The following is a 16,826-nucleotide window of genomic DNA, read 5'->3' as shown; positions in this document are numbered from 1 at the left end:
GCCGAAATGCCGAGCCACTTCAGCGACGTTTCCGACTTCGAGGTAGTACACGACCAGCTCATCGATCTCGGAAGGGCGGAGCTGACGAGCAGATCGGGCTCGCGGCGCTGCTCGACCCGGTCTCCGGGACTGCGCAGCCTTCAGTACGAGCTCGGCAGGAGGGTGACCGTCGCAATGTTTGGAGTAAGCGTGCAGCAGGTCCACCAGAACCGCAGCGGCGTCTCTCCTCCGGGAGGGGCGCCGCTCTCGTTCGGGAGGGGTAGCCGCGGCGCGCGTCCCGCTAGGCTCTGGCTCATCCACGATCCTCCGAGCACGGGAGCCGCGCCATGATCCTCGCCCACGACGTCTCCGGTTCCGGTCCGCTCCTCGTCCTGGTGCACGGGATCACCGAAGACCGCCGCAGCTGGGATCCCGTCGATCTCACCGGGTCGTTCACCGTCGTGCGCGTCGACGTCCGCGGCCACGGCGAGTCCGAGGCGGCGGAGCCCTACGACATCCCGACCCTCGCGGCCGACATCCACGACACCATCGTGAAGTTGCAGGAGGAGGGTGCCGTTCCCGGCGGCCCGCCGATCGTCGTCGGGCACTCGATGGGCGGCATCGTCGCCACGGCCTACGGCGCGCTCTTCCCGGCGCGGGCCGTGGTCAATGTCGATCAGCCGCTGCACCTGGCCGGGATGCAGCAGCAGATCCAGCAGGCGGAGGGGATGCTGCGCGGAGAGCAGTTCCCGCTGTTCATCCACGGCATGTTCGCGCAGATGGCGGGGGAGCTCGACCCCGGCGAAGTCGAGCGCGTGAACGCTCTGCGCGCCCTCAAGCAGGACGTGGTCCTCGGGATGTGGAGTCCGCTCCTCGACGGCTCACCCGAAGAGCTCGCCGGGCTGGTCGACCGGCTCACGCGCGTGCCCGCTGATGTGCCCTACCTCGTCATCACCGGGCTCGACGCGGGTCCCGAGTACGCGGCGTGGCTGCAGCAGACCATTCCGCACACCGTGCACGAGGTGTGGCAGCCTCCGACGCACTACCCGCACCTCGTCGATCCGGCGCGCTTCGTCGCCCGCGTCGACGCGTTCGCGGGCTGAGCCCAGCGCACCAGCGGGCGTCACGGCCCGTCGGCAGCCCCGCTCCCGTGGCCGCGCATCACCGTGGCAGACCCGCCTGGCGGGGTCATTCCGCCGCAGCGCCCTCAGCCCACCCGCCGGGTGCGGCGACGTTGAACATCCACGCCATCCCCCACGGGTCGGTGAGCTCGCCGTAGAAGTCGCCCCACACCTGCTTCTCGAGCGGCTGCTTCACTTCGGCGCCGCGCTCGACGAAGCGATCGTAGAAGCCGCGGACGCGGTCGAACTCGTCGCTCATGAACGCCGCGTGCGCGCGCGTGGCGCCCCACCCCTCGGCGGGCTCGTCGAACCCGTCGGCGCCCATCACGGTGAAGCCCTCGGCGCGCAGCTCCGAGTGCATCACCCCGTCGGCGGGGGCGTCCGGGATGCCGAAGTCGGCGAACGTGTTGATCGTCAGCTCGCCACCGAAGACCGACTGGTAGAAGGCCATCGCCTCACGGGCGGAGCCGGCGAACGAGAGGTAGACGACGAGAGAGGTCGACATGGTGGCATCCTTCATCTTCGAGAGCGGATCGGCCCTCACGTTAGTCCCGTGACGGGGGGAGAGAGAAGGACTCTCAGGCCCCCTGGAACGTGCGCAGCTGCGCGAGCAGGCGGGGTGCGCTCGCGTCGAAGGTGCGGCCCCCGACGAGGATCCCGACCACGAAGACCGCGATGCCCAGCACGGGGCCGATCCCGAGGGCGAGCCACCCCGCGGTCGCGGATCCCGTGACGGTGGAGATGATCGCGGGGACCACCGCCGGCAGCGACACGACCGCGACGAGACCCCAGCAGAGCAGGAACGCCAGGAACATCGAGAACGTCGAGCCCGGCACCCGTTTGAAGGGCGAGTCGCCCGGCGCAGGGGTGGGAACGACGAGGAGCGCGGAGCTGACGGCGCTGACGCCGAGACCGACCAGGGTGAGCGCGAGCGAGGCCCCGAGGACCGCCGGCAGGAGATCCCACCGCCCTGCGATGGCCACGGTGGCGACGTCGATGATCAGCACGAGCGGGACGCTGACGGTCGCCGCGCCCAGCATGCGCCCGAGGCGGTCGTCTCGCCCGGTGATCCCCGTCTGCAGCACCGTCGCGAACGCCGTGCCGTCGTACGAGACGTCGGTGTACGCCAGGACGCCCGCGAAGAAGCCCACCAGCAGCCCCGACAGCGCGAACAGGGGCCCCGACGTCTGGCCACCAGAATACACGAGCATCAGGATCGGCATGACCGGCAGGATGAGCAGCTGCCGCAGGTAGCGCATGTCGCGCGTCCATGACGTCAGCGATCGCGCCCACGTCGCGCCCACGGGAGTGGAGGGCATGACGCCGAACCACGCGAGCGACCCGCTGCGGCTCCGCGCCGCGGAGCGGGAGGGCGGAGCGACGACGGATGCCGACAGGCTCCGCCACCACAGGAACCACAGTAACGCCAGAGTGGCCACGGCGATGAGCAGGCGGAGGGCGCCCGTGAGCCACGCCCCGGTGGCGAGGTCGCCGGGCACGGCCCAAGCGGCGCCGATCGGCGTCCACGACAGCGCGTCGACGATGCTCTGCAGCTGCACTCCCTGGTCGGTGGCGGCGCGCAGGGCGTTCATGACGCCGATCAGGAGCGGACTCGCGAAGATCAGCGCGAGGAAGCCGACGAGTCCCACGATCTCGCGCGTGCGACGCCCGCTGCCCAGCCCTCCGGCCAGCGCGGCGACGGCGCGCGACGCGACGACGCAGATGAGCACGCCGAGCGGCACGCACGCGATCGCCGCGATCGCGGCCACCGGCTCGCGCGCCCACACCAGGAAGGTCGCGAGCGCCCCGAGGGTCGTGGCGATGCCGGGCACGCCGGTGAGGCCGCCCGCGGTGATCGCGACCATCATCTGGCGCGTCGTCATCGGGAACGGCGCGAGCTTCGCAGGGTCCAGGGTGGTGTCGATTCCCGCGGCGAAGACGGGGCCGATGACCCATCCGAGGGTCAGCACCGCCCCTGCGGCGGTGACCGCGGCGCGCGCGACATCGAAATCGAGGGTGCCGACGAAGAACAGCCCCACCCCCACCAGCAGCAGCATCCACAGTGCCCCGAGCACGCCGAGGATGAAGCCGACCAACTGCATCGGGCTCCGCGCGAGGGTGTTCCCCAGCACGCGGAACCGGATCTTCAGGACTGTCGCAACCACTGCGGCCCCTCCGAGTGGTGACGACCGCCCACGAGCTCGACGAAGCGGTCCTGGAGGGTCTGCGCACCGCGCACCTCGTCGACGGTCCCGGATGCCAGGAGCCGGCCCTGCGCGATGACCGCGACGTGGTCGCACGTGCGCTGCACGAGGTCCATCGAGTGGCTCGACACGATGACCGTGCCGCCCGAGGCCGTGTAGCCGCGCAGGATGTCCTCGATGTTCGCCGCCGAGACCGGGTCGACCGACTCGAAGGGCTCGTCGAGCACGAGCAGGCGCGGGGCGTGCACGAGGGCGCAGGCCAGGGCGACCTTCTTGGTCATGCCCGCCGAGTAATCGACCACGGGTGTTCCGGCGGCCTCGCCGAGGTCCATGATGCGCAGCAGGTCGGCGGTGCGCGAGGCGACCTCTTCGCGGGACAGGCCGAACATCATGCCGGTGTAGGTCACCAGCTGCTCACCGGTGAGCCGGTCGAACAGCCGCACGCCGTCGGCGAGGTTGCCGATGAGCCTCTTGGCCTCGACGGGCTGCGCCCAGACGTCGACGCCGTGGATGCGGGCCGTTCCGGCGTCGGGACGCAGCAGCCCGGTGGCCATCGACAGCGTCGTGGTCTTGCCGGCCCCGTTGGGACCGACCAGGCCGTAGAACGACCCCGTCGGCACGGTGAGGTCCAGTCCCGCGACGGCGACCTTCTCGGCGAACCGCTTGAGCAGTCCGCTCAGCTGCATCGCGGGCTGCTGGTCGGTCGCGGCCGGGGGGACGACGGCATCCGGAAGGACGGGCGGAGGAGCGACGGCCTGCGGGGGAACGGTCGGCGGGGTGTCGCGGGAGGCGTCGGTCACGATCTCGAACCTATCTGCGTGGTGCGGGCTCTTCCCAGGCCCTCGGACGAATGAGCGTGGTCAATATCGGATGGCGTCGATCACCTTCACGCGCACGGCGACGAGGGCCGGGAGCAGACCCGCGATCGCGCCCACGACGGTCGCGGCGATCAGGCCGGTGACGGCGGCATCCACGGGGAACGGGGGGAAGTCGCTCACCATCCCCTGTCCGATGAGGTCGCGCACGGCGGGGGACTGCACGACGAGGATCGACACGATCACTCCCGCAGCACCCGCGACGACGGTCGCCACGACGCTCTCGAGCATGACGGCGAAGAAGACGCGGCTCGCCGTCGCTCCGAAGCTGCGCCGGATGCCGATCTCGCGAACGCGCTGCTTGACCGTCACGAGCGCGATGTTGACCAGCCCGAGGGCGCCGAGCAGCAGCACGAGCACCGCGATGCCGATGACGACCATCTTGGTGACGAGGAAGGGGTCTTCACCGTACGTGGCCCAGTCGCGCCGGTCGGCGGTCACCTCGACGCCGGTGCCGAGGGCCGCGCGCAGGTCGCGCTTGACGACGTCGGTGAGCTGATCGGCGATCTCGGGCGGCACCCACATCTCATACGACGGCATGCTCGGCCCGCCGTAGGGGTCGTTCGACGAGGCCGCGGCCTCACCGCGCTCGCCCGTGGCTGCCTTCTGCATGGCCTGCAGCTGATCGGTGAGCATGAACATCGTGGGCTCGGTCTCCCAGGTCGCCACCGGAGTGACGCCGACGATGACGGCGCGCACCCCGCCGGAGGGGATCCCCGACGCGGCGTTCGGCACGCCCTGCCCGCCGAGAGCGACGACCGGATGGGTCTCGAGCGGGGGCCGACCCAAGCGGTCCCAGAAGATCTCGCTGACGATGATGCGCGGCGCCAGCTGCTGGGCGTCGAGGTCGGTGAACCACTCGCCCTCGCTCATCTGCACGCGGTGCATCTCGCCGTAGGGCTGATCGACGGCCTGGGTCGCGACCTGCACGATGCCGTCGGGGAAGGGCACGGCCTGCATGAGCGGCAGCGCGCGGCTGGCGTAGGCGATGCCGTAGCGGTCGACGACCTCGTTCCAGGCCGCATCGATCTCGGATGCCGCGAGGGTGCCGCCGTCGGTGCGATAGGCCGAGACGGACAGACTCGCCGGACGGCCCGACTGCCGCTCGCTGAGCTCTTGATTGGCCTGCTGCACGATCGCGCCGAGAGCGACGACCGTGGTGAGCGAGCAGACGGCGACGGCGACGCCCACGAGCGAGAGCAGCACGCGCGTGCGGTGCACGCGCACCTCCTGCCACGCCTCGAGCAGAGCTCCCACCACCGCGCTGAGGGCCCGCATCAGGACTCTCCTCCGTCGCCGTCGGTCGCGGCCTCGTCGTCGGGGGACGCACCGTCGCGTTCGTCGTCGCGCCCCGCCACCGCCGTTCCCACCGCCGTCGCCGTGCCGGCCAGGCCGAGCGAGGCGAGGCCGTCGTCGTCGATGGATGCCGACTCCACCGACGACGGCGCCATCTCGCGCCGGTCGCGCCGCGTCAGGGGCTCGAGCGAGGGGTCGTCGACGGGGGTGAGCACACCCCGGTCGAGGCGGAAGTGCCGACGCGCGCGCCGAGCGATCGTGGGGTCGTGCGTGATGATCACCTGCGCCGCTCCCGTGCGCTCGGCGACCTCGTCGATGAGCTCCATGACGCTCTGCCCGGTGTCGAGGTCGAGGGCGCCCGTGGGTTCGTCGGCGAGGATCAGCCGTGGTCCGCGCACGAGGGAGCGCGCGATCGCCACGCGCTGCTGCTCGCCGCCCGACAGGCGGTCGGGCATGCTGTTCAGCCGGTGCTCGAGCCCGACGAGGGCGAGCATGTCGGCGGCGATCTTCTTCCGCCGCCAGAACGTCCGCCCCGATGCGTAGAGCAGCGGCATGGTGACGTTCTCCAGCGCGGTCCGCCCCGGCAGCAGGTTGAACTGCTGGAAGACGAAGCCGATCGCCGCTCCGCGCAGGCGGTCGCGCTGCGCCGACGAGTACGACCTCACCGGCCGGTCGTCGAAGAGGATCTCGCCACTGGTGGGCAGGTCGAGCAGTCCGAGCATGTTGAGCAGGGTCGATTTCCCCGAGCCCGAACGCCCCACGATCGACACGTGGTCGCCCGGCTCGATCTCCAGATCGATCCCGTTGAGGATGGTCAGGGCGGGCTGGTCCTGCGGGATCACCGTGCGGGTGACCTCGCGCAGCGAGAGCAGACTCATCCGCCGAGGGCCGCTTCGCAGTACATCGACCCGTCGGGATAGGTCGTGCACCCGTCGTTCGCCGGAGCCATGGCGCCCGGGGCGAACTCGAGGATCTCATCGCCCTCCGCGAGGCCCTGCGTGATCTGCACCTGCGTGCCGTCGGTCAGGCCGAGAGCGACCGGCCGCTCCTCGGTCGCGCCGTCGGCGCTCATGACCCACACGGTGCCGCTCTGCGCGGCCCCGCGCACCGCGGTGGTCGGCACGACGAGGACGTTCTCGGCGCGCCCGCCGGCGATGGTCATTTCGGCCGCGAGCCCGGAGAACACCGTGACATCGCCCGGGACGGTGCACGTGGCGGTCGTCGACGACCCGCCACCGCCGCCGCCGCCGGTGCTCGTTCCGCCCGGCGTCGCCGTGTCGTCGGTCGACCCGCCCCCGGTGCTGCCGGCCAGGGGAGTGGTGATGCGCAGATTGCCGCACGCGAAGGCCGCGGGGCCGCCGGTGATCGTCACCGTCGCCTCGGTCGGACGATCCAGCAGACGGTACTGCTGGGCGGGCTCGAGGGTGCCGCTGACCGAGAACGTCGGCGGGGCCACCGCGCCCGCCGTCATCCCGATCGTGATGTCCTGTCCCGAGATCACCGAGAGCGAGCTCAGGATGCCGGCCGCCGGCGCGGTCACGTCCTCGTAGCGGAAGATGGCCGGCTTGGGCTTGCCCCCGGCATCCACGCTGTCGGCGGGATCGCGCTCGATGGGGACCTTGACGTCGAAGACGACGTCGCCCTGGTTCACGCTCGCCCCCTGGGCGATGAAGATCTTGTTCACCGTGCCGGCGGCGGTCGCCTTCATCGGCACGGCGGGATCGGCCGCCACGGTGGCCGAGACGACCACGTCGTTGGTGATCGTCCCCGACGCCGCCACCGTTGTCGGCTCCACGATCGTCCCGGTCGGGACCGCGGGAGACGCGTCGGCAGGGCGATCGGGGAAGAACGCCAGCTTGATGAGTGCCGCCGCCACGAGGGCGACGAGAAGGATACGCAGAATCGGAAAGACCCACGTGCGTGCGATCCCCATGAAACCCCCCGGAACGGAAATCGTCGTCATCGAACATCCCCACCCTAGGGGGGCTCTCGCGGCGCCCACGGCCACTTCGACACTCGCGCGCGAGAAATCATCCTCGAGGATGACCTGGGCGGGTCCGAGCCCCGGTGCCGGTCCGGCAGACGACGGATGCCGCGACCCCGGCCGTTCGAGACGGGTGGGGCCGCGGCATCCGGTGGGCGGGGCTCAGTCCTCGGGCGGTGCCACGACGTGCGGCTTCGAGGGATCGAGGGGTGCGCCGGTGGCCAGGCGCGCGTGGCTGCGGGAGTAGGCGAAGTAGATCGCGAATCCGAGGGCGAGCCAGATGAGGAAGCGCAACCAGGTCTCGACCGAGAGGTTGAGCATCAGGTACGTGCAGATGAGCGCCGACAGGATCGGCAGCACCGGGCTGAACGGCACGCGGAAGCCGCGCTCGAGGTCGGGGCGCTTGCGCCGCAGCACGATCACGCCGACGGAGACGAGCACGAAGGCCGAGAGCGTGCCGATGTTGACCATCTCCTCGAGCACCCCGATGGGCGTGAGACCGGCGACGACGGCGACGATCACCGTGACGATGATCGAGATCACCCACGGCGTGCGGAAGCGCGGGTGCACCTTGGCGAGGCCGCCGGGGAGCAGCCGATCGCGCGACATCGCGAAGATGATGCGCGTCGCCCCGATCAGCAGCGTCAGCACGACGGTGGTCAGTCCCGCCACGGCGCCGGCCGCGATGACGGTGGCCATCCACGTCTGTCCGTGGAACGCGAACGCGTTGGCGAGGGCCGCCGACGGGTTGAGGTCGGAGTAGGGCACCATGCCCGTGACCACGACCGCGACGGCGCAGTAGAGGATCGTGCAGATGACCAGAGACGCGATGATGCCGATCGGCAGGTCGCGCTGGGGACGCTTCGTCTCCTCCGCGGTGGTCGCCACGACGTCGAAGCCGATGTAGGCGAAGAAGACCAGTGCGGCTCCCGCGAGGATGCCGCCGACACCGAAGGTCGCCGGCTCGAGACCCGAGAGGAACTGCAGCAGCGGTTGCGTCAGACCGGACGCCGACTCGGTGGGCACCGACTCGGGCACGAAGGGGCTGTAGTTGGCGGGGTTGATGAACATGATGCCGGCGATGATGACGAACAGCACGATGAACAGCTTCACGGCGACGAGCACGAGGTTGACGCGCAGCGACTCCTTGATGCCCAGGGTCATCAGGCCGCCGAGCACGAGCACGAGCAGGATCGCCGGCAGGTCGACCACGCCGCCGTAGGAGATCTCCGGGGGCAGGATGATGCCGATCTGCTGGAGGAAGGTGCCGAGGTAGGCGCTCCACCCCTGGGCGACGACGCTCGCGCCGAGGAACATCTCCAGGATCAGGTCCCACCCGATGATCCATGCGAACAGCTCGCCGAGCGAGGCGTACGAGAACGTGTACGCCGACCCCGACACCGGCACGGTCGAGGCGAACTCGGCGTAGCACATGGCCGCGAGGCCGCAGGCGATCGCGGCGATGATGAAGCTGATCACCACGGCCGGTCCCGCCACGTCGTGCGCGGCGCGGCCGGTGAGGGTGAAGATGCCGGCGCCGATCACGACGCCCACGCCGAAGACGGTCAGATCGACCGCGCTCAACGACTTCTTGAGGCGGAACTCCGGCTCATCGGTGTCGGCGATGGACTGCTCCACCGACTTGGTACGGAAAAGGCTCACGCGACGCTTCCTCTGTCTCGGGTGATGTCCCAGGAGCGAACACCACCCCCGGAGAATAGTCCCTCGCAGCGCCCGCGCCTATCGGTGAGGCGTTCCTCCGGCGCACGCACTATCACGCGGATAGTCATGCAAGTAATTCATCGAATGTCGGTGTAAGGTTTTTCGTATTATGGCTATGAAGCACATCACGCACCTCGTCGACGATCTCGATGGAACTGTCCTCGAAGACGGACAGGGAAAGCAGATCACTTTTTCGGTCGAAGGCCGCGCTTATGAGATCGACCTTTCCGACCGCAACGCGGACAAGTTCTATTCGGCGATCGCGCCTTTCGTGGATGCCGCGCGTTCGGTTTCCCGCGGTGCGTCCACCTCGCGTCGATCGCGCGCTCCGCGTCGCTCGAGCGATGTCGATCTCGGAGCCGTCCGCGAATGGGCGCGGGCGAACGGCCACACGGTGAGCGACCGCGGTCGTGTTCCCGCGTCGATCCTCGACGCCTACGCCGACGCGAATTCCTGAGATCGCCTCGCATTCACCGGTCGGTCCGCCGACCGCTGATGTCGCGTCGAGCGCGGTGACGCAATTCGCCGTGCTCGACGCGCTGCTGGGCGGCGTGTATTCCGCGGGGATTCCCGTATCGGCCGTCTTGGAACTGGGCGATACCGGTATCGGCTGCTGCGAGGGCCTCGGCGGCGAGGTCGTCGTCTTCGACGGCACACCGTTCGAGTGCACACCGGACGCCCCGCCGCGACCGATGGACCCGGGCGAGATGCTGCCCTTCGTCGACGTGTGCGCGATGGGCGACACGGCCGAGACGGTGGTGCGCGACGCCGACTTCGCGGCCCTCGCTGTGCACGTCGAGGCGCGGTTGGCCAGTCGCAACCTCTTCCACGCGGTGCGTCTGGACGGCGTGATGGCGCGGATCCGCACGCGCGTCACACGGCGCCAGGAGCCGCCCTTCCGCCCGCTCGCGGAGGTCGCCGCAGAGCAGATCGAGACGGTGTCGTCCGACTGCGCGGGCTCTCTCGTGGGTTTCTGGATGCCCCGCATCTATCAGGGCATCACGGTCGCCGGGCTCCATCTGCATTTCCTCGCCGACGACCGCACCGTGGGCGGCCACGTTCTCGACGTGCGCGTGCGGGAGGGCGGTCTGCGTATGACGGCGTATTCGCGTTTCGAGCTCCGGCTGCCGGACGACGAGCAATTCCTTCGGACGGAACTCACGCACGACGAGGATCACCGGATCGTCGCGGTCGAGAGCCGGGCGCCCGTTCCGGACGACGGTGAAAGCTGACGGAGATGCGGGTGAATTCCCAATAGCGCGCCCCCGGGCGCCGGAAATACCCGTCTTACGATCGGCGCATGGCGAAAAAGCACATCACGCAGGTGATCGACGATCTCGACGGTTCGGTCATCGACGACGGGGAAACCGTTCATTTCTCGCTCGAAGGGCGCTCCTACGAGATCGACCTCTCGAGTGAGAATGTCGAGAAGATGCGCGAGGCGTTCGAGCCCTTCATCTCCGCCGGGCGCCCCGTCGGCTTTTCCTCGCCGTCCGTCCGAAAAGACTCGCGGCGTCGCCCCGCGCCCACGCGCGATCTCGTCGACGTCCGCACCTGGGCGGAGAAGAACGGTTATTCCATCAATGCGCGCGGACGTATTTCCGCGGCCGTCCTCGCGGCTTACGACGCCGCGCACTGAACACGGAGAAGAGAGCCGGATGCCGTGGGAAACGGCATCCGGCTCTCTTCGTCCCGGGCGTGTCAGACGAGGGCGCCGTCGCCCGCTCCGACCGCGAGGCGCTCGGCGGCAAGGCCCTCGGCGGCGGCCAGCGGGGTGACCCCGCGCGACTCGGCCTCGTCGAAGACACGGCGCACGGTGTCGCCGATGTCGGCCACGCGCCCCATGATCTGCTCGAGCGTGCCGCGCTGCTTGGCCACGAGGTCGAGGTAGATCACGCCGCCGGCGTTGACGACGAAGTCGGGGGCGTAGAGGATGCCGCGACGGGCGAGGCGCTCGGCGCCCGATCGCTCCGCGAGCGGGTTGTTGGCGGGACCGCAGACGGCGCGTGCGTCGAGCGCGTCGATGACCGCATCGGTGAGCACGCCGCCGATGCCGGCGGGGACGAAGACATCGGCCGGGACGAGGTGCGCCTCGCTCGGCTCGACCCACGCGGCGCCCAGCTCGGCGGCCAGCGCGCGCTTGGCGGGGTTGACGTCGGTGACCGTCAGCGTCGCACCCTCGCTCGCCAGGCGCTCGGCGAGCCGACTGCCGACCTGGCCCAGGCCGGCGATCGTGACGCGGCGCCCCGAGACGTCGCTCGTGCCGACCGCGCGCTCGAGAGTGGCGACGAGGGAGGCGTAGACGCCGAGGCTCGTCGGGCCGGCGGGCTCGCCCGACCCGCCGACGGTGTCGGGGAGGCCCACGACGTGCGCCGTGCGCTCGCTCACCACGAGCATGTCGTCGGTGGTGGAGCCCACGTCCTCTGCCGTGCGGTACAGACCGCCGAGGCTCTCGACGGCGTCGCCCAGGTCGAGGAAGGCGGCGCGGCGGCGGTCGGCGTCGAGGACGGTGCCCTCGGGCAGGCCGATCACGCTCTTGCCTCCACCCGCGTCGAGTCCGGCGGCGGCGTTCTTCAGCGTCATCGCGGCGGACAGCCGCAGGGCGTCGCCCAGGGCGTCGGTCCACGAGGGGTAGGTCCACAGTCGCGCTCCGCCGAGGGCGGAGCCGAGGACCGAGGAGTGCAGGGCGACGGCGATGAACAGGCCGCTGCGGCGCCCGGTCATCACCTCCACGCGCTCGTGGGTGAAATCGGGCAGGGGCAGGGCGTTGGTCATCGCGTTCCTTGTCGTCGGTCGCCTTGTGGGCGGCACGTTCCGGATGCCGCGGCGTTGCGGCATCCAGGATCCATTCTGACGCCCGGCAGGCCCCGGCGCGAGTGCGCCGGGCCGCGGGGAGCGGGTGAAATGCCGAGATCGCTGGTTCGGGACGAGGCGGCGTGTTCCGGCGAGATCGGAGCCGGCGATCTCGGGCGGATCGTGTCATCCGGCGGTGGATCGCGTGAGCGGCGCCCCTAGGCTGTCGGGCATGACCGACGACCTGCCCGCCCGGAGCCGTCTCGTCGCCTCGTCGCTGGAGGCGGCCGGCATCCCGGGGAAGATCATCGTGCTCCCGGATGCCGCGTCGACGGCGGCCCTGGCCGCCGCGGCCCTCGGCATCGAGGTCGGCGCGATCGCCAACAGCCTGGTGTTCTGGAGCGACGACGAGCCGCTGCTGGTGATGACCAGCGGGGCGCACCGCGTCGACACGGCGGCGCTGGCCGACCGGCTCGGGCGCGGGGCGATCCGGCGGGCGACGCCGGAACAGGTGCTCGCCGCGACCGGCCAGCCGATCGGGGGCGTCGCGCCGACCGGACACCCCGCTCCGCTGACCACCGTGGTCGATGAAGACCTCGCGGCCTTCCCCGAGATCTGGGCCGCGGGCGGGACCCCGCACACGGTGTTCCCGTTGACGTTCGACGAGCTCGTACGGCTGACGGGCGGGACGGTGACGCGGGTCGCCTGACCGCGCGCGCGTCGGCTTCTCGCCCGGGTTCGGGGCGCGATCGGGCCGTCGGGGCGGACGATTCACGCCCCGAACAGGGGGATGCGCCCCGAACCGTGCGAAGACCGTCGCGCGAGAGGAAGAAGGGCCGGGCGGCGACGCTCGGGAACGCCGCCGCCCGGCGGGCTCACGCCTGGGGGGAGGGCGTGAGGGCGGTGAGGCACACGACGGCGGCCGCGGCCGACCACGCCTGCGGACGGCACGCCGCGGGATACGGCGTGGGCACGGAGGAGTGCGTGCGCGGATCGCCGCTGTGCAGCTCGGGCACGCGGTGAGCGAAGCCCTCGGCGGCATCCAGGAGTCCCTCGACGACGGTGCGGGCCTCGGCGGTCAGGCCCGCGCGCAGCATGCCGTGGGCGGCGATGGCCGTGTCGTGCACCCAGACGCTGCCTCCGTGGTACGACAGGGGCCAGTAGCCGGCGGCACCCGTCGACATCGTGCGGATCCCGTACCCGCTCGACATGCTCTCGCCGAGCAGAAGCGACGCGATGTGCCGCTCCTCGTCGGCGGAGAGGATGCCGGTGCCGATCAGGTGCCCGATGTTGCTGGTCAGCGTGTCGACGGGACGCTTGGCGTTGTCGAGCGCGACGGCGGGGTAACGGCCCTCCGGCGTCTGCACCCAGTACGTCTCGGCGAAGCGCTCCTTGAGGTCGCGGGCCCACGCACGCCAGAACGCGACGTCGGCGGCATCCGCCGTCTCGCCGAGGGCCTCGAGCAGGTCGGCACCGGCGAGGGCGGCCTCGTAGGCGTAGGCCTGCACCTCGCACAGGGCGATCGGTCCCTCGGCCAGACGACCGTCGCGCCATTGGATCGAGTCGCCGGAGTCCTTCCAGCCCTGGTTCGACAGTCCCGTGCCGAGGCGGTCGATGTAGTCGAGGAAGCCGTCGCCGTCGCTGTCCCCGCTCTCGCGGATCCAACCGAGGGCGCCGCGCAGCGTGGGCAGGAGCTCGCGCACCTCGGCCTCGGGCATGCCCGCGCGCCACGCGTCGGCGAGCAGGCAGATCCACAGCGGGGTCGAGTCGACGCTGCCGTAGTACTTCGGCGGCAGCACGATGCCCTCGCCCGGGATCTCGAGCGACGACGCCCGCAGTTCGTGCAGGATCTTGCCCGGCTCCTGCGCCGTCTGGGCGTCGTCGTCGGTCCCCTGCAGGCGCGCGAGCACGCGGAGGGTGGATGCTGCGATCTCGCGGTCGAGGGGGAGGGCGAGGCGGGCGGCCCAGATCGAATCGCGTCCGAAGAGCGTGAAGAACCAGGGCGCACCGGCAGCGAAGAACTCGTCGTCGGGGTGCTCGGGGAGCACGAGGCGCAGGGCGTCGAGATCGTCCAAAGCCCGCGACAGCCACCGCGCCAGGCGCGGATCGGGAGACGCGGAGGCCACGGTGGCGGCATCCCAGCGGGCCGGGACGGCGGGCGAATCGACGACGAGGGTGTCGTCGCGCAGGGTCAGCCTGAAGCCCACCTCGACCTCGCCGAACGCGGGCACGTCGACCTCCCATGCGGCGTCGAGGCCGTCAGCACCGGATGCCACGTCGGCACCCGGGGCGAGGAGGGCGAGCCCCTGAGCGCCGGCGTCGACGCGGGCACCGGAACCCTCGACGACGGTCTCGGTCGCGCGAGGGTGGGCGTGGCCCGATTTCACCTCGTGCAGCTGGGCGAACTCCGTCGTCAGGCGCAGCCGGAGGGTGGCGCGGATCGGCCGGTCGACGCGGGAACGGAGCGTCCACGTCTCGCTGACGACGCCGTCGCTGACCCGGCGGTCGCGGATGAGCCGCACCTTCGGGTCGGGGGTGGTGTCTTCGACCCCGCGGACGAGCCCTCCGAAGACGACGCGCGAGGCGCCGTCGGGAGCCGTCGAGATCCACTCGATCGGCGATTCGTCGCACGAAGCCGTCAGGGCGCTGACGTGACGGACGTCGCCGTGGTAGACACCGTGCACCGCGGCGGTGCCGATGGCGCCGGTCGCGTCGGACCACACCTGGGTGGGGGCGCGCAGCACGATGAGGGCGTCGTTGAGCAGCGGTTGCAGGGGCATGGTCTCGGTGGTCGTCCCGTTCGGCGAGGTGGTGGGGGCGGTGGTCATTCTTTGACGGCTCCTTCGCTGGCGTTCATGATGCGGCGCTGGAAGATGAAGAAGACCACGGCGACCGGGATCGTCATCAAGGCCGCGGCCGCGAGTTTGAGGGGGAATTGGCTGCCCTGACTGAGCTGTCCGCTGGCCAGGGACGCCACGCCCTTGGTCAGGGTGGTCAGCTCGGGCGACTGGGTGGAGATGACGAAGTGGCTGAGCTCGTTCCACGATCCCTGGAACGACAGGATCACGATCGTGATGAGGGCGGGACGCGCCATCGGCAGCACGACCGACCAGAACACGCGGAACGTGCCGGCGCCGTCGATGCGGGCCTGCTCCTCGACGGACGGGGGGATCGACTCGAAGAAGTTCTTCATGATGAACACCCCCGCGGCATCCACGAGCAGGGGCAGGATCATGCCCGCGTACGAGTCGTACATGCCCAGCTGGTTGATGACGAGGAACTTCGGGATCAGCAAGACGACGGCTGGGACCGCCATGACCGCCACGAGTCCGGCGAACACGATGCCGCGGCCGCGGAACTGCAGCCGGGCGAGGGCGTATCCGGCGAGGGAGTTGAAGAAGACGCGACCCGCGGTGACGAACACGGTGACCACGACGGAGTTGCCGAACCAGACGGGGAAGTCGGAGTTCAGGAAGAGGCGCTCGTACGCGGCCCACGTGAAGGGCTGCGGCACCAGCGAGATCGGGTCGGCCGCGGCCCCGGCATCCGTCTTGAAGGAGGTCGCCACCTGCACGAGGAACGGATAGATGTAGACGAGGGCGAGCACGAGCAGCAGCACGTACAGGCCGATCTGCCACCGCAGGGTCTTGCCCGACATGCGGTGCTTCGCGGGTTTCACAGGGCCGTCGACGCGCTGCTCGGCGAGCACGGTCGTCTGCGGGGATGCCGTGGCGGTCATCGCTTCGCTCCCTTCGAGCCCGTGCCGGGCATCTCGTACTGCCGGATGCGTCGGCGCGAGACCGGGCGGTCGCGCAGCACGAAGCGCTGCAGGATCGTGAGGGCCACGATGATGACGAACAGCACGAAGGCGATCGCCGCACCCTGTCCCCACTGCTGCGAGAGGAAGGCGGAGGAGTAGCTGAGGTAGGCGGGGGTCAGGGTCGTCTTCCCAGGACCGCCCTGGGTGCCGGTGTAGATCTGGTCGAACACCTGCCAGGTGCCGATGAGGCCGAGGGTCAGCACGGTGAACAGCACGGGCTTGAGCTGGGGGAGGGTCACCCGCCAGAAACGCTGCCAGCCGTTCGCGCCGTCCATCATCGCGGCCTCCTGCACGTCGGCACCGATGTTCTGCAGGCCCGCGATGAACAGGAGCATGAAGGTGCCCGAGGTGGTGAAGACGGCCATGAGGATGAACGCCGACATCGCCACCGAGGGGCCGGCGAGCCAGTCCCACCACGAGACGCCGAGCATCGTGTTGCCCGTGAGGAACGCGGGGCCGCTGGTCACGCCGACGGCGCCGAGCAGGTTGTGCACGACCCCGGACGGGTCGCTGAACCAGTTCGGCCCGTTGATGCCGAGCCACGACAGCACCTCGTTGACGGCACCGGATGCCGAGAAGAGGAAGAGCCACAGCACCGTGATCGCCACGGAGCTGGTGACCGAGGGGAAGTAGAAAGCGGTGCGGAACAGGCCGCGTCCGCGCAGGACCGCCCGGTTCACCAGGACGGCGAGGAACAGCGAGAGCGCGGTCTGCAGCGGCACGACGAGCAGGACGTACCAGGCGTTGTTGCGCAGGGCCGTGCCGAAGTCGCGCTCGGCGAGGCCGCCGCCGGTGGTGACGGCGGCGTAGTTGTCGAGACCGACGAAGCCGACGTTCGAGGAGAACGGGCTTCCGCGCCCGGTCCAGTCGGAGAAGCTCACCCACAGCGCCATGAGCACGGGGACGAGGAGGAACACGCCGAGGATGATCAGCACCGGGGCGGTGAACAGCCACCCGGCGGCGGCCTCGCCGCGCCGGATCCCCGAGGAGGGGGACCCGGCGCGACGCGGCGCTGTGGTGAGAGCACTCATG

At 70.5% G+C, this 16,826-nt stretch carries 16 protein-coding genes; 5 read left to right on the top strand and 11 right to left on the bottom strand.

Annotated features, from left to right (window positions below; all coding sequences use genetic code 11):
• Nucleotides 1–326: 326 nt before the first annotated feature.
• On the top strand, nt 327–1,082 hold the full coding sequence (locus Q0818_RS07705) for an alpha/beta hydrolase (protein WP_298873309.1): 756 nt from the start codon (nt 327–329) through the stop codon (nt 1,080–1,082).
• Nucleotides 1,083–1,167: 85 nt separating this feature from the next.
• On the opposite strand, the gene Q0818_RS07700 is transcribed toward Q0818_RS07705, so the two are convergent.
• The 7 genes from Q0818_RS07700 to Q0818_RS07670 form a co-directional block, all read right to left on the bottom strand.
• Nucleotides 1,168–1,605, bottom strand: a complete 438-nt coding sequence (locus Q0818_RS07700) for a VOC family protein (protein WP_298873308.1) — start codon at nt 1,603–1,605, stop codon at nt 1,168–1,170.
• A gap of 73 nt (nt 1,606–1,678) precedes the next feature.
• Nucleotides 1,679–3,265 (bottom strand): hypothetical protein, encoded by a 1,587-nt coding sequence (locus Q0818_RS07695; protein WP_298873307.1) that lies wholly within the window; start codon nt 3,263–3,265, stop codon nt 1,679–1,681.
• The gene (locus Q0818_RS07690; RefSeq protein WP_298874214.1) at nt 3,247–3,990 is read right to left on the bottom strand and encodes an ABC transporter ATP-binding protein; all 744 of its coding nucleotides are present in this window, start codon (nt 3,988–3,990) and stop codon (nt 3,247–3,249) included. The genes Q0818_RS07695 and Q0818_RS07690 overlap by 19 nt, the downstream gene beginning before the upstream one ends.
• A 174-nt stretch (nt 3,991–4,164) precedes the next feature.
• Entirely contained in the window at nt 4,165–5,457 is a 1,293-nt protein-coding gene (locus Q0818_RS07685; protein WP_298873306.1) for an ABC transporter permease, read from the bottom strand.
• Entirely contained in the window at nt 5,457–6,353 is an 897-nt protein-coding gene (locus tag Q0818_RS07680; RefSeq protein WP_298873304.1) for an ABC transporter ATP-binding protein, read from the bottom strand. Before Q0818_RS07680 ends, Q0818_RS07685 begins: the two co-directional genes overlap by 1 nt.
• A complete protein-coding gene (locus tag Q0818_RS07675; protein ID WP_298873302.1) occupies nt 6,350–7,408 on the bottom strand; it encodes a hypothetical protein in 1,059 nt (352 codons plus the stop codon). Before Q0818_RS07675 ends, Q0818_RS07680 begins: the two co-directional genes overlap by 4 nt.
• Nucleotides 7,409–7,621: 213 nt before the next feature.
• Complete coding sequence (locus Q0818_RS07670) at nt 7,622–9,121, bottom strand: amino acid permease (RefSeq protein ID WP_298873300.1); 1,500 nt, start codon at nt 9,119–9,121, stop codon at nt 7,622–7,624.
• A gap of 169 nt (nt 9,122–9,290) precedes the next feature.
• On the opposite strand from Q0818_RS07670, the gene Q0818_RS07665 reads away from it, so the two are divergent.
• The 3 genes from Q0818_RS07665 to Q0818_RS07655 all read left to right on the top strand — a co-directional run bounded on the left by Q0818_RS07665 (nt 9,291) and on the right by Q0818_RS07655 (nt 10,820).
• Entirely contained in the window at nt 9,291–9,638 is a 348-nt protein-coding gene (locus tag Q0818_RS07665; RefSeq protein ID WP_298873298.1) for an Lsr2 family protein, read from the top strand.
• Between the two features lie 70 nt (nt 9,639–9,708).
• Nucleotides 9,709–10,413, top strand: coding sequence for an acetolactate decarboxylase (locus Q0818_RS07660; protein WP_298873296.1), 705 nt, complete (start codon nt 9,709–9,711; stop codon nt 10,411–10,413).
• 68 nt (nt 10,414–10,481) lie between these two features.
• Entirely contained in the window at nt 10,482–10,820 is a 339-nt protein-coding gene (locus Q0818_RS07655) for an Lsr2 family protein (protein WP_298873294.1), read from the top strand.
• A gap of 62 nt (nt 10,821–10,882) precedes the next feature.
• On the opposite strand, the gene Q0818_RS07650 is transcribed toward Q0818_RS07655, so the two are convergent.
• On the bottom strand, nt 10,883–11,956 hold the full coding sequence (locus Q0818_RS07650) for a Glu/Leu/Phe/Val dehydrogenase family protein (protein ID WP_298873292.1): 1,074 nt from the start codon (nt 11,954–11,956) through the stop codon (nt 10,883–10,885).
• Nucleotides 11,957–12,206: 250 nt separating this feature from the next.
• Here Q0818_RS07650 and Q0818_RS07645 point away from each other — a divergent pair, with 250 nt between their 5' ends.
• On the top strand, nt 12,207–12,683 hold the full coding sequence (locus Q0818_RS07645; RefSeq protein ID WP_298873290.1) for a YbaK/EbsC family protein: 477 nt from the start codon (nt 12,207–12,209) through the stop codon (nt 12,681–12,683).
• 166 nt (nt 12,684–12,849) lie between these two features.
• Here the strand turns inward: Q0818_RS07645 and Q0818_RS07640 are convergent, their stop codons facing one another.
• From Q0818_RS07640 to Q0818_RS07630, 3 genes are read right to left on the bottom strand one after another with little or no spacing between them, the layout of a single operon-like run.
• Nucleotides 12,850–14,802 carry a glycogen debranching N-terminal domain-containing protein gene (locus tag Q0818_RS07640; RefSeq protein ID WP_298873288.1) on the bottom strand — a complete coding sequence of 651 codons (1,953 nt, stop codon included), beginning with the start codon at nt 14,800–14,802 and terminating at the stop codon, nt 12,850–12,852.
• The gene (locus Q0818_RS07635; protein ID WP_298873286.1) at nt 14,799–15,713 is read right to left on the bottom strand and encodes a carbohydrate ABC transporter permease; all 915 of its coding nucleotides are present in this window, start codon (nt 15,711–15,713) and stop codon (nt 14,799–14,801) included. Before Q0818_RS07635 ends, Q0818_RS07640 begins: the two co-directional genes overlap by 4 nt.
• Nucleotides 15,710–16,825, bottom strand: coding sequence for a carbohydrate ABC transporter permease (locus tag Q0818_RS07630; RefSeq protein WP_298873284.1), 1,116 nt, complete (start codon nt 16,823–16,825; stop codon nt 15,710–15,712). Before Q0818_RS07630 ends, Q0818_RS07635 begins: the two co-directional genes overlap by 4 nt.
• Nucleotide 16,826: the final 1 nt, after the last annotated feature.

Origin of the sequence: uncultured Microbacterium sp. (assembly GCF_947489255.1) — a bacterium.
GTDB classification, from domain to species: Bacteria; Actinomycetota; Actinomycetes; order Actinomycetales; family Microbacteriaceae; genus Microbacterium; species Microbacterium phycohabitans.
The sequence above is the reverse complement of the archived record's forward strand: the minus strand, read 5'-3'. Positions and strand labels throughout refer to the sequence as shown.

Coding starts and splice junctions, on each gene's coding strand:
- Q0818_RS07690 (WP_298874214.1), bottom strand. CDS start 3,990: ATGCAGCTGAGCGGACTGCTCAAGCGGTTCGCCGAGAAGGTCGCCGTC.
- Q0818_RS07685 (WP_298873306.1), bottom strand. CDS start 5,457: ATGCGGGCCCTCAGCGCGGTGGTGGGAGCTCTGCTCGAGGCGTGGCAG.
- Q0818_RS07655 (WP_298873294.1), top strand. CDS start 10,482: ATGGCGAAAAAGCACATCACGCAGGTGATCGACGATCTCGACGGTTCG.
- Q0818_RS07635 (WP_298873286.1), bottom strand. CDS start 15,713: ATGACCGCCACGGCATCCCCGCAGACGACCGTGCTCGCCGAGCAGCGC.
- Q0818_RS07700 (WP_298873308.1), bottom strand. CDS start 1,605: ATGTCGACCTCTCTCGTCGTCTACCTCTCGTTCGCCGGCTCCGCCCGT.
- Q0818_RS07645 (WP_298873290.1), top strand. CDS start 12,207: ATGACCGACGACCTGCCCGCCCGGAGCCGTCTCGTCGCCTCGTCGCTG.
- Q0818_RS07675 (WP_298873302.1), bottom strand. CDS start 7,408: ATGGGGATCGCACGCACGTGGGTCTTTCCGATTCTGCGTATCCTTCTC.
- Q0818_RS07630 (WP_298873284.1), bottom strand. CDS start 16,825: ATGAGTGCTCTCACCACAGCGCCGCGTCGCGCCGGGTCCCCCTCCTCG.
- Q0818_RS07680 (WP_298873304.1), bottom strand. CDS start 6,353: ATGAGTCTGCTCTCGCTGCGCGAGGTCACCCGCACGGTGATCCCGCAG.
- Q0818_RS07650 (WP_298873292.1), bottom strand. CDS start 11,956: ATGACCAACGCCCTGCCCCTGCCCGATTTCACCCACGAGCGCGTGGAG.
- Q0818_RS07705 (WP_298873309.1), top strand. CDS start 327: ATGATCCTCGCCCACGACGTCTCCGGTTCCGGTCCGCTCCTCGTCCTG.
- Q0818_RS07665 (WP_298873298.1), top strand. CDS start 9,291: ATGGCTATGAAGCACATCACGCACCTCGTCGACGATCTCGATGGAACT.
- Q0818_RS07640 (WP_298873288.1), bottom strand. CDS start 14,802: ATGACCACCGCCCCCACCACCTCGCCGAACGGGACGACCACCGAGACC.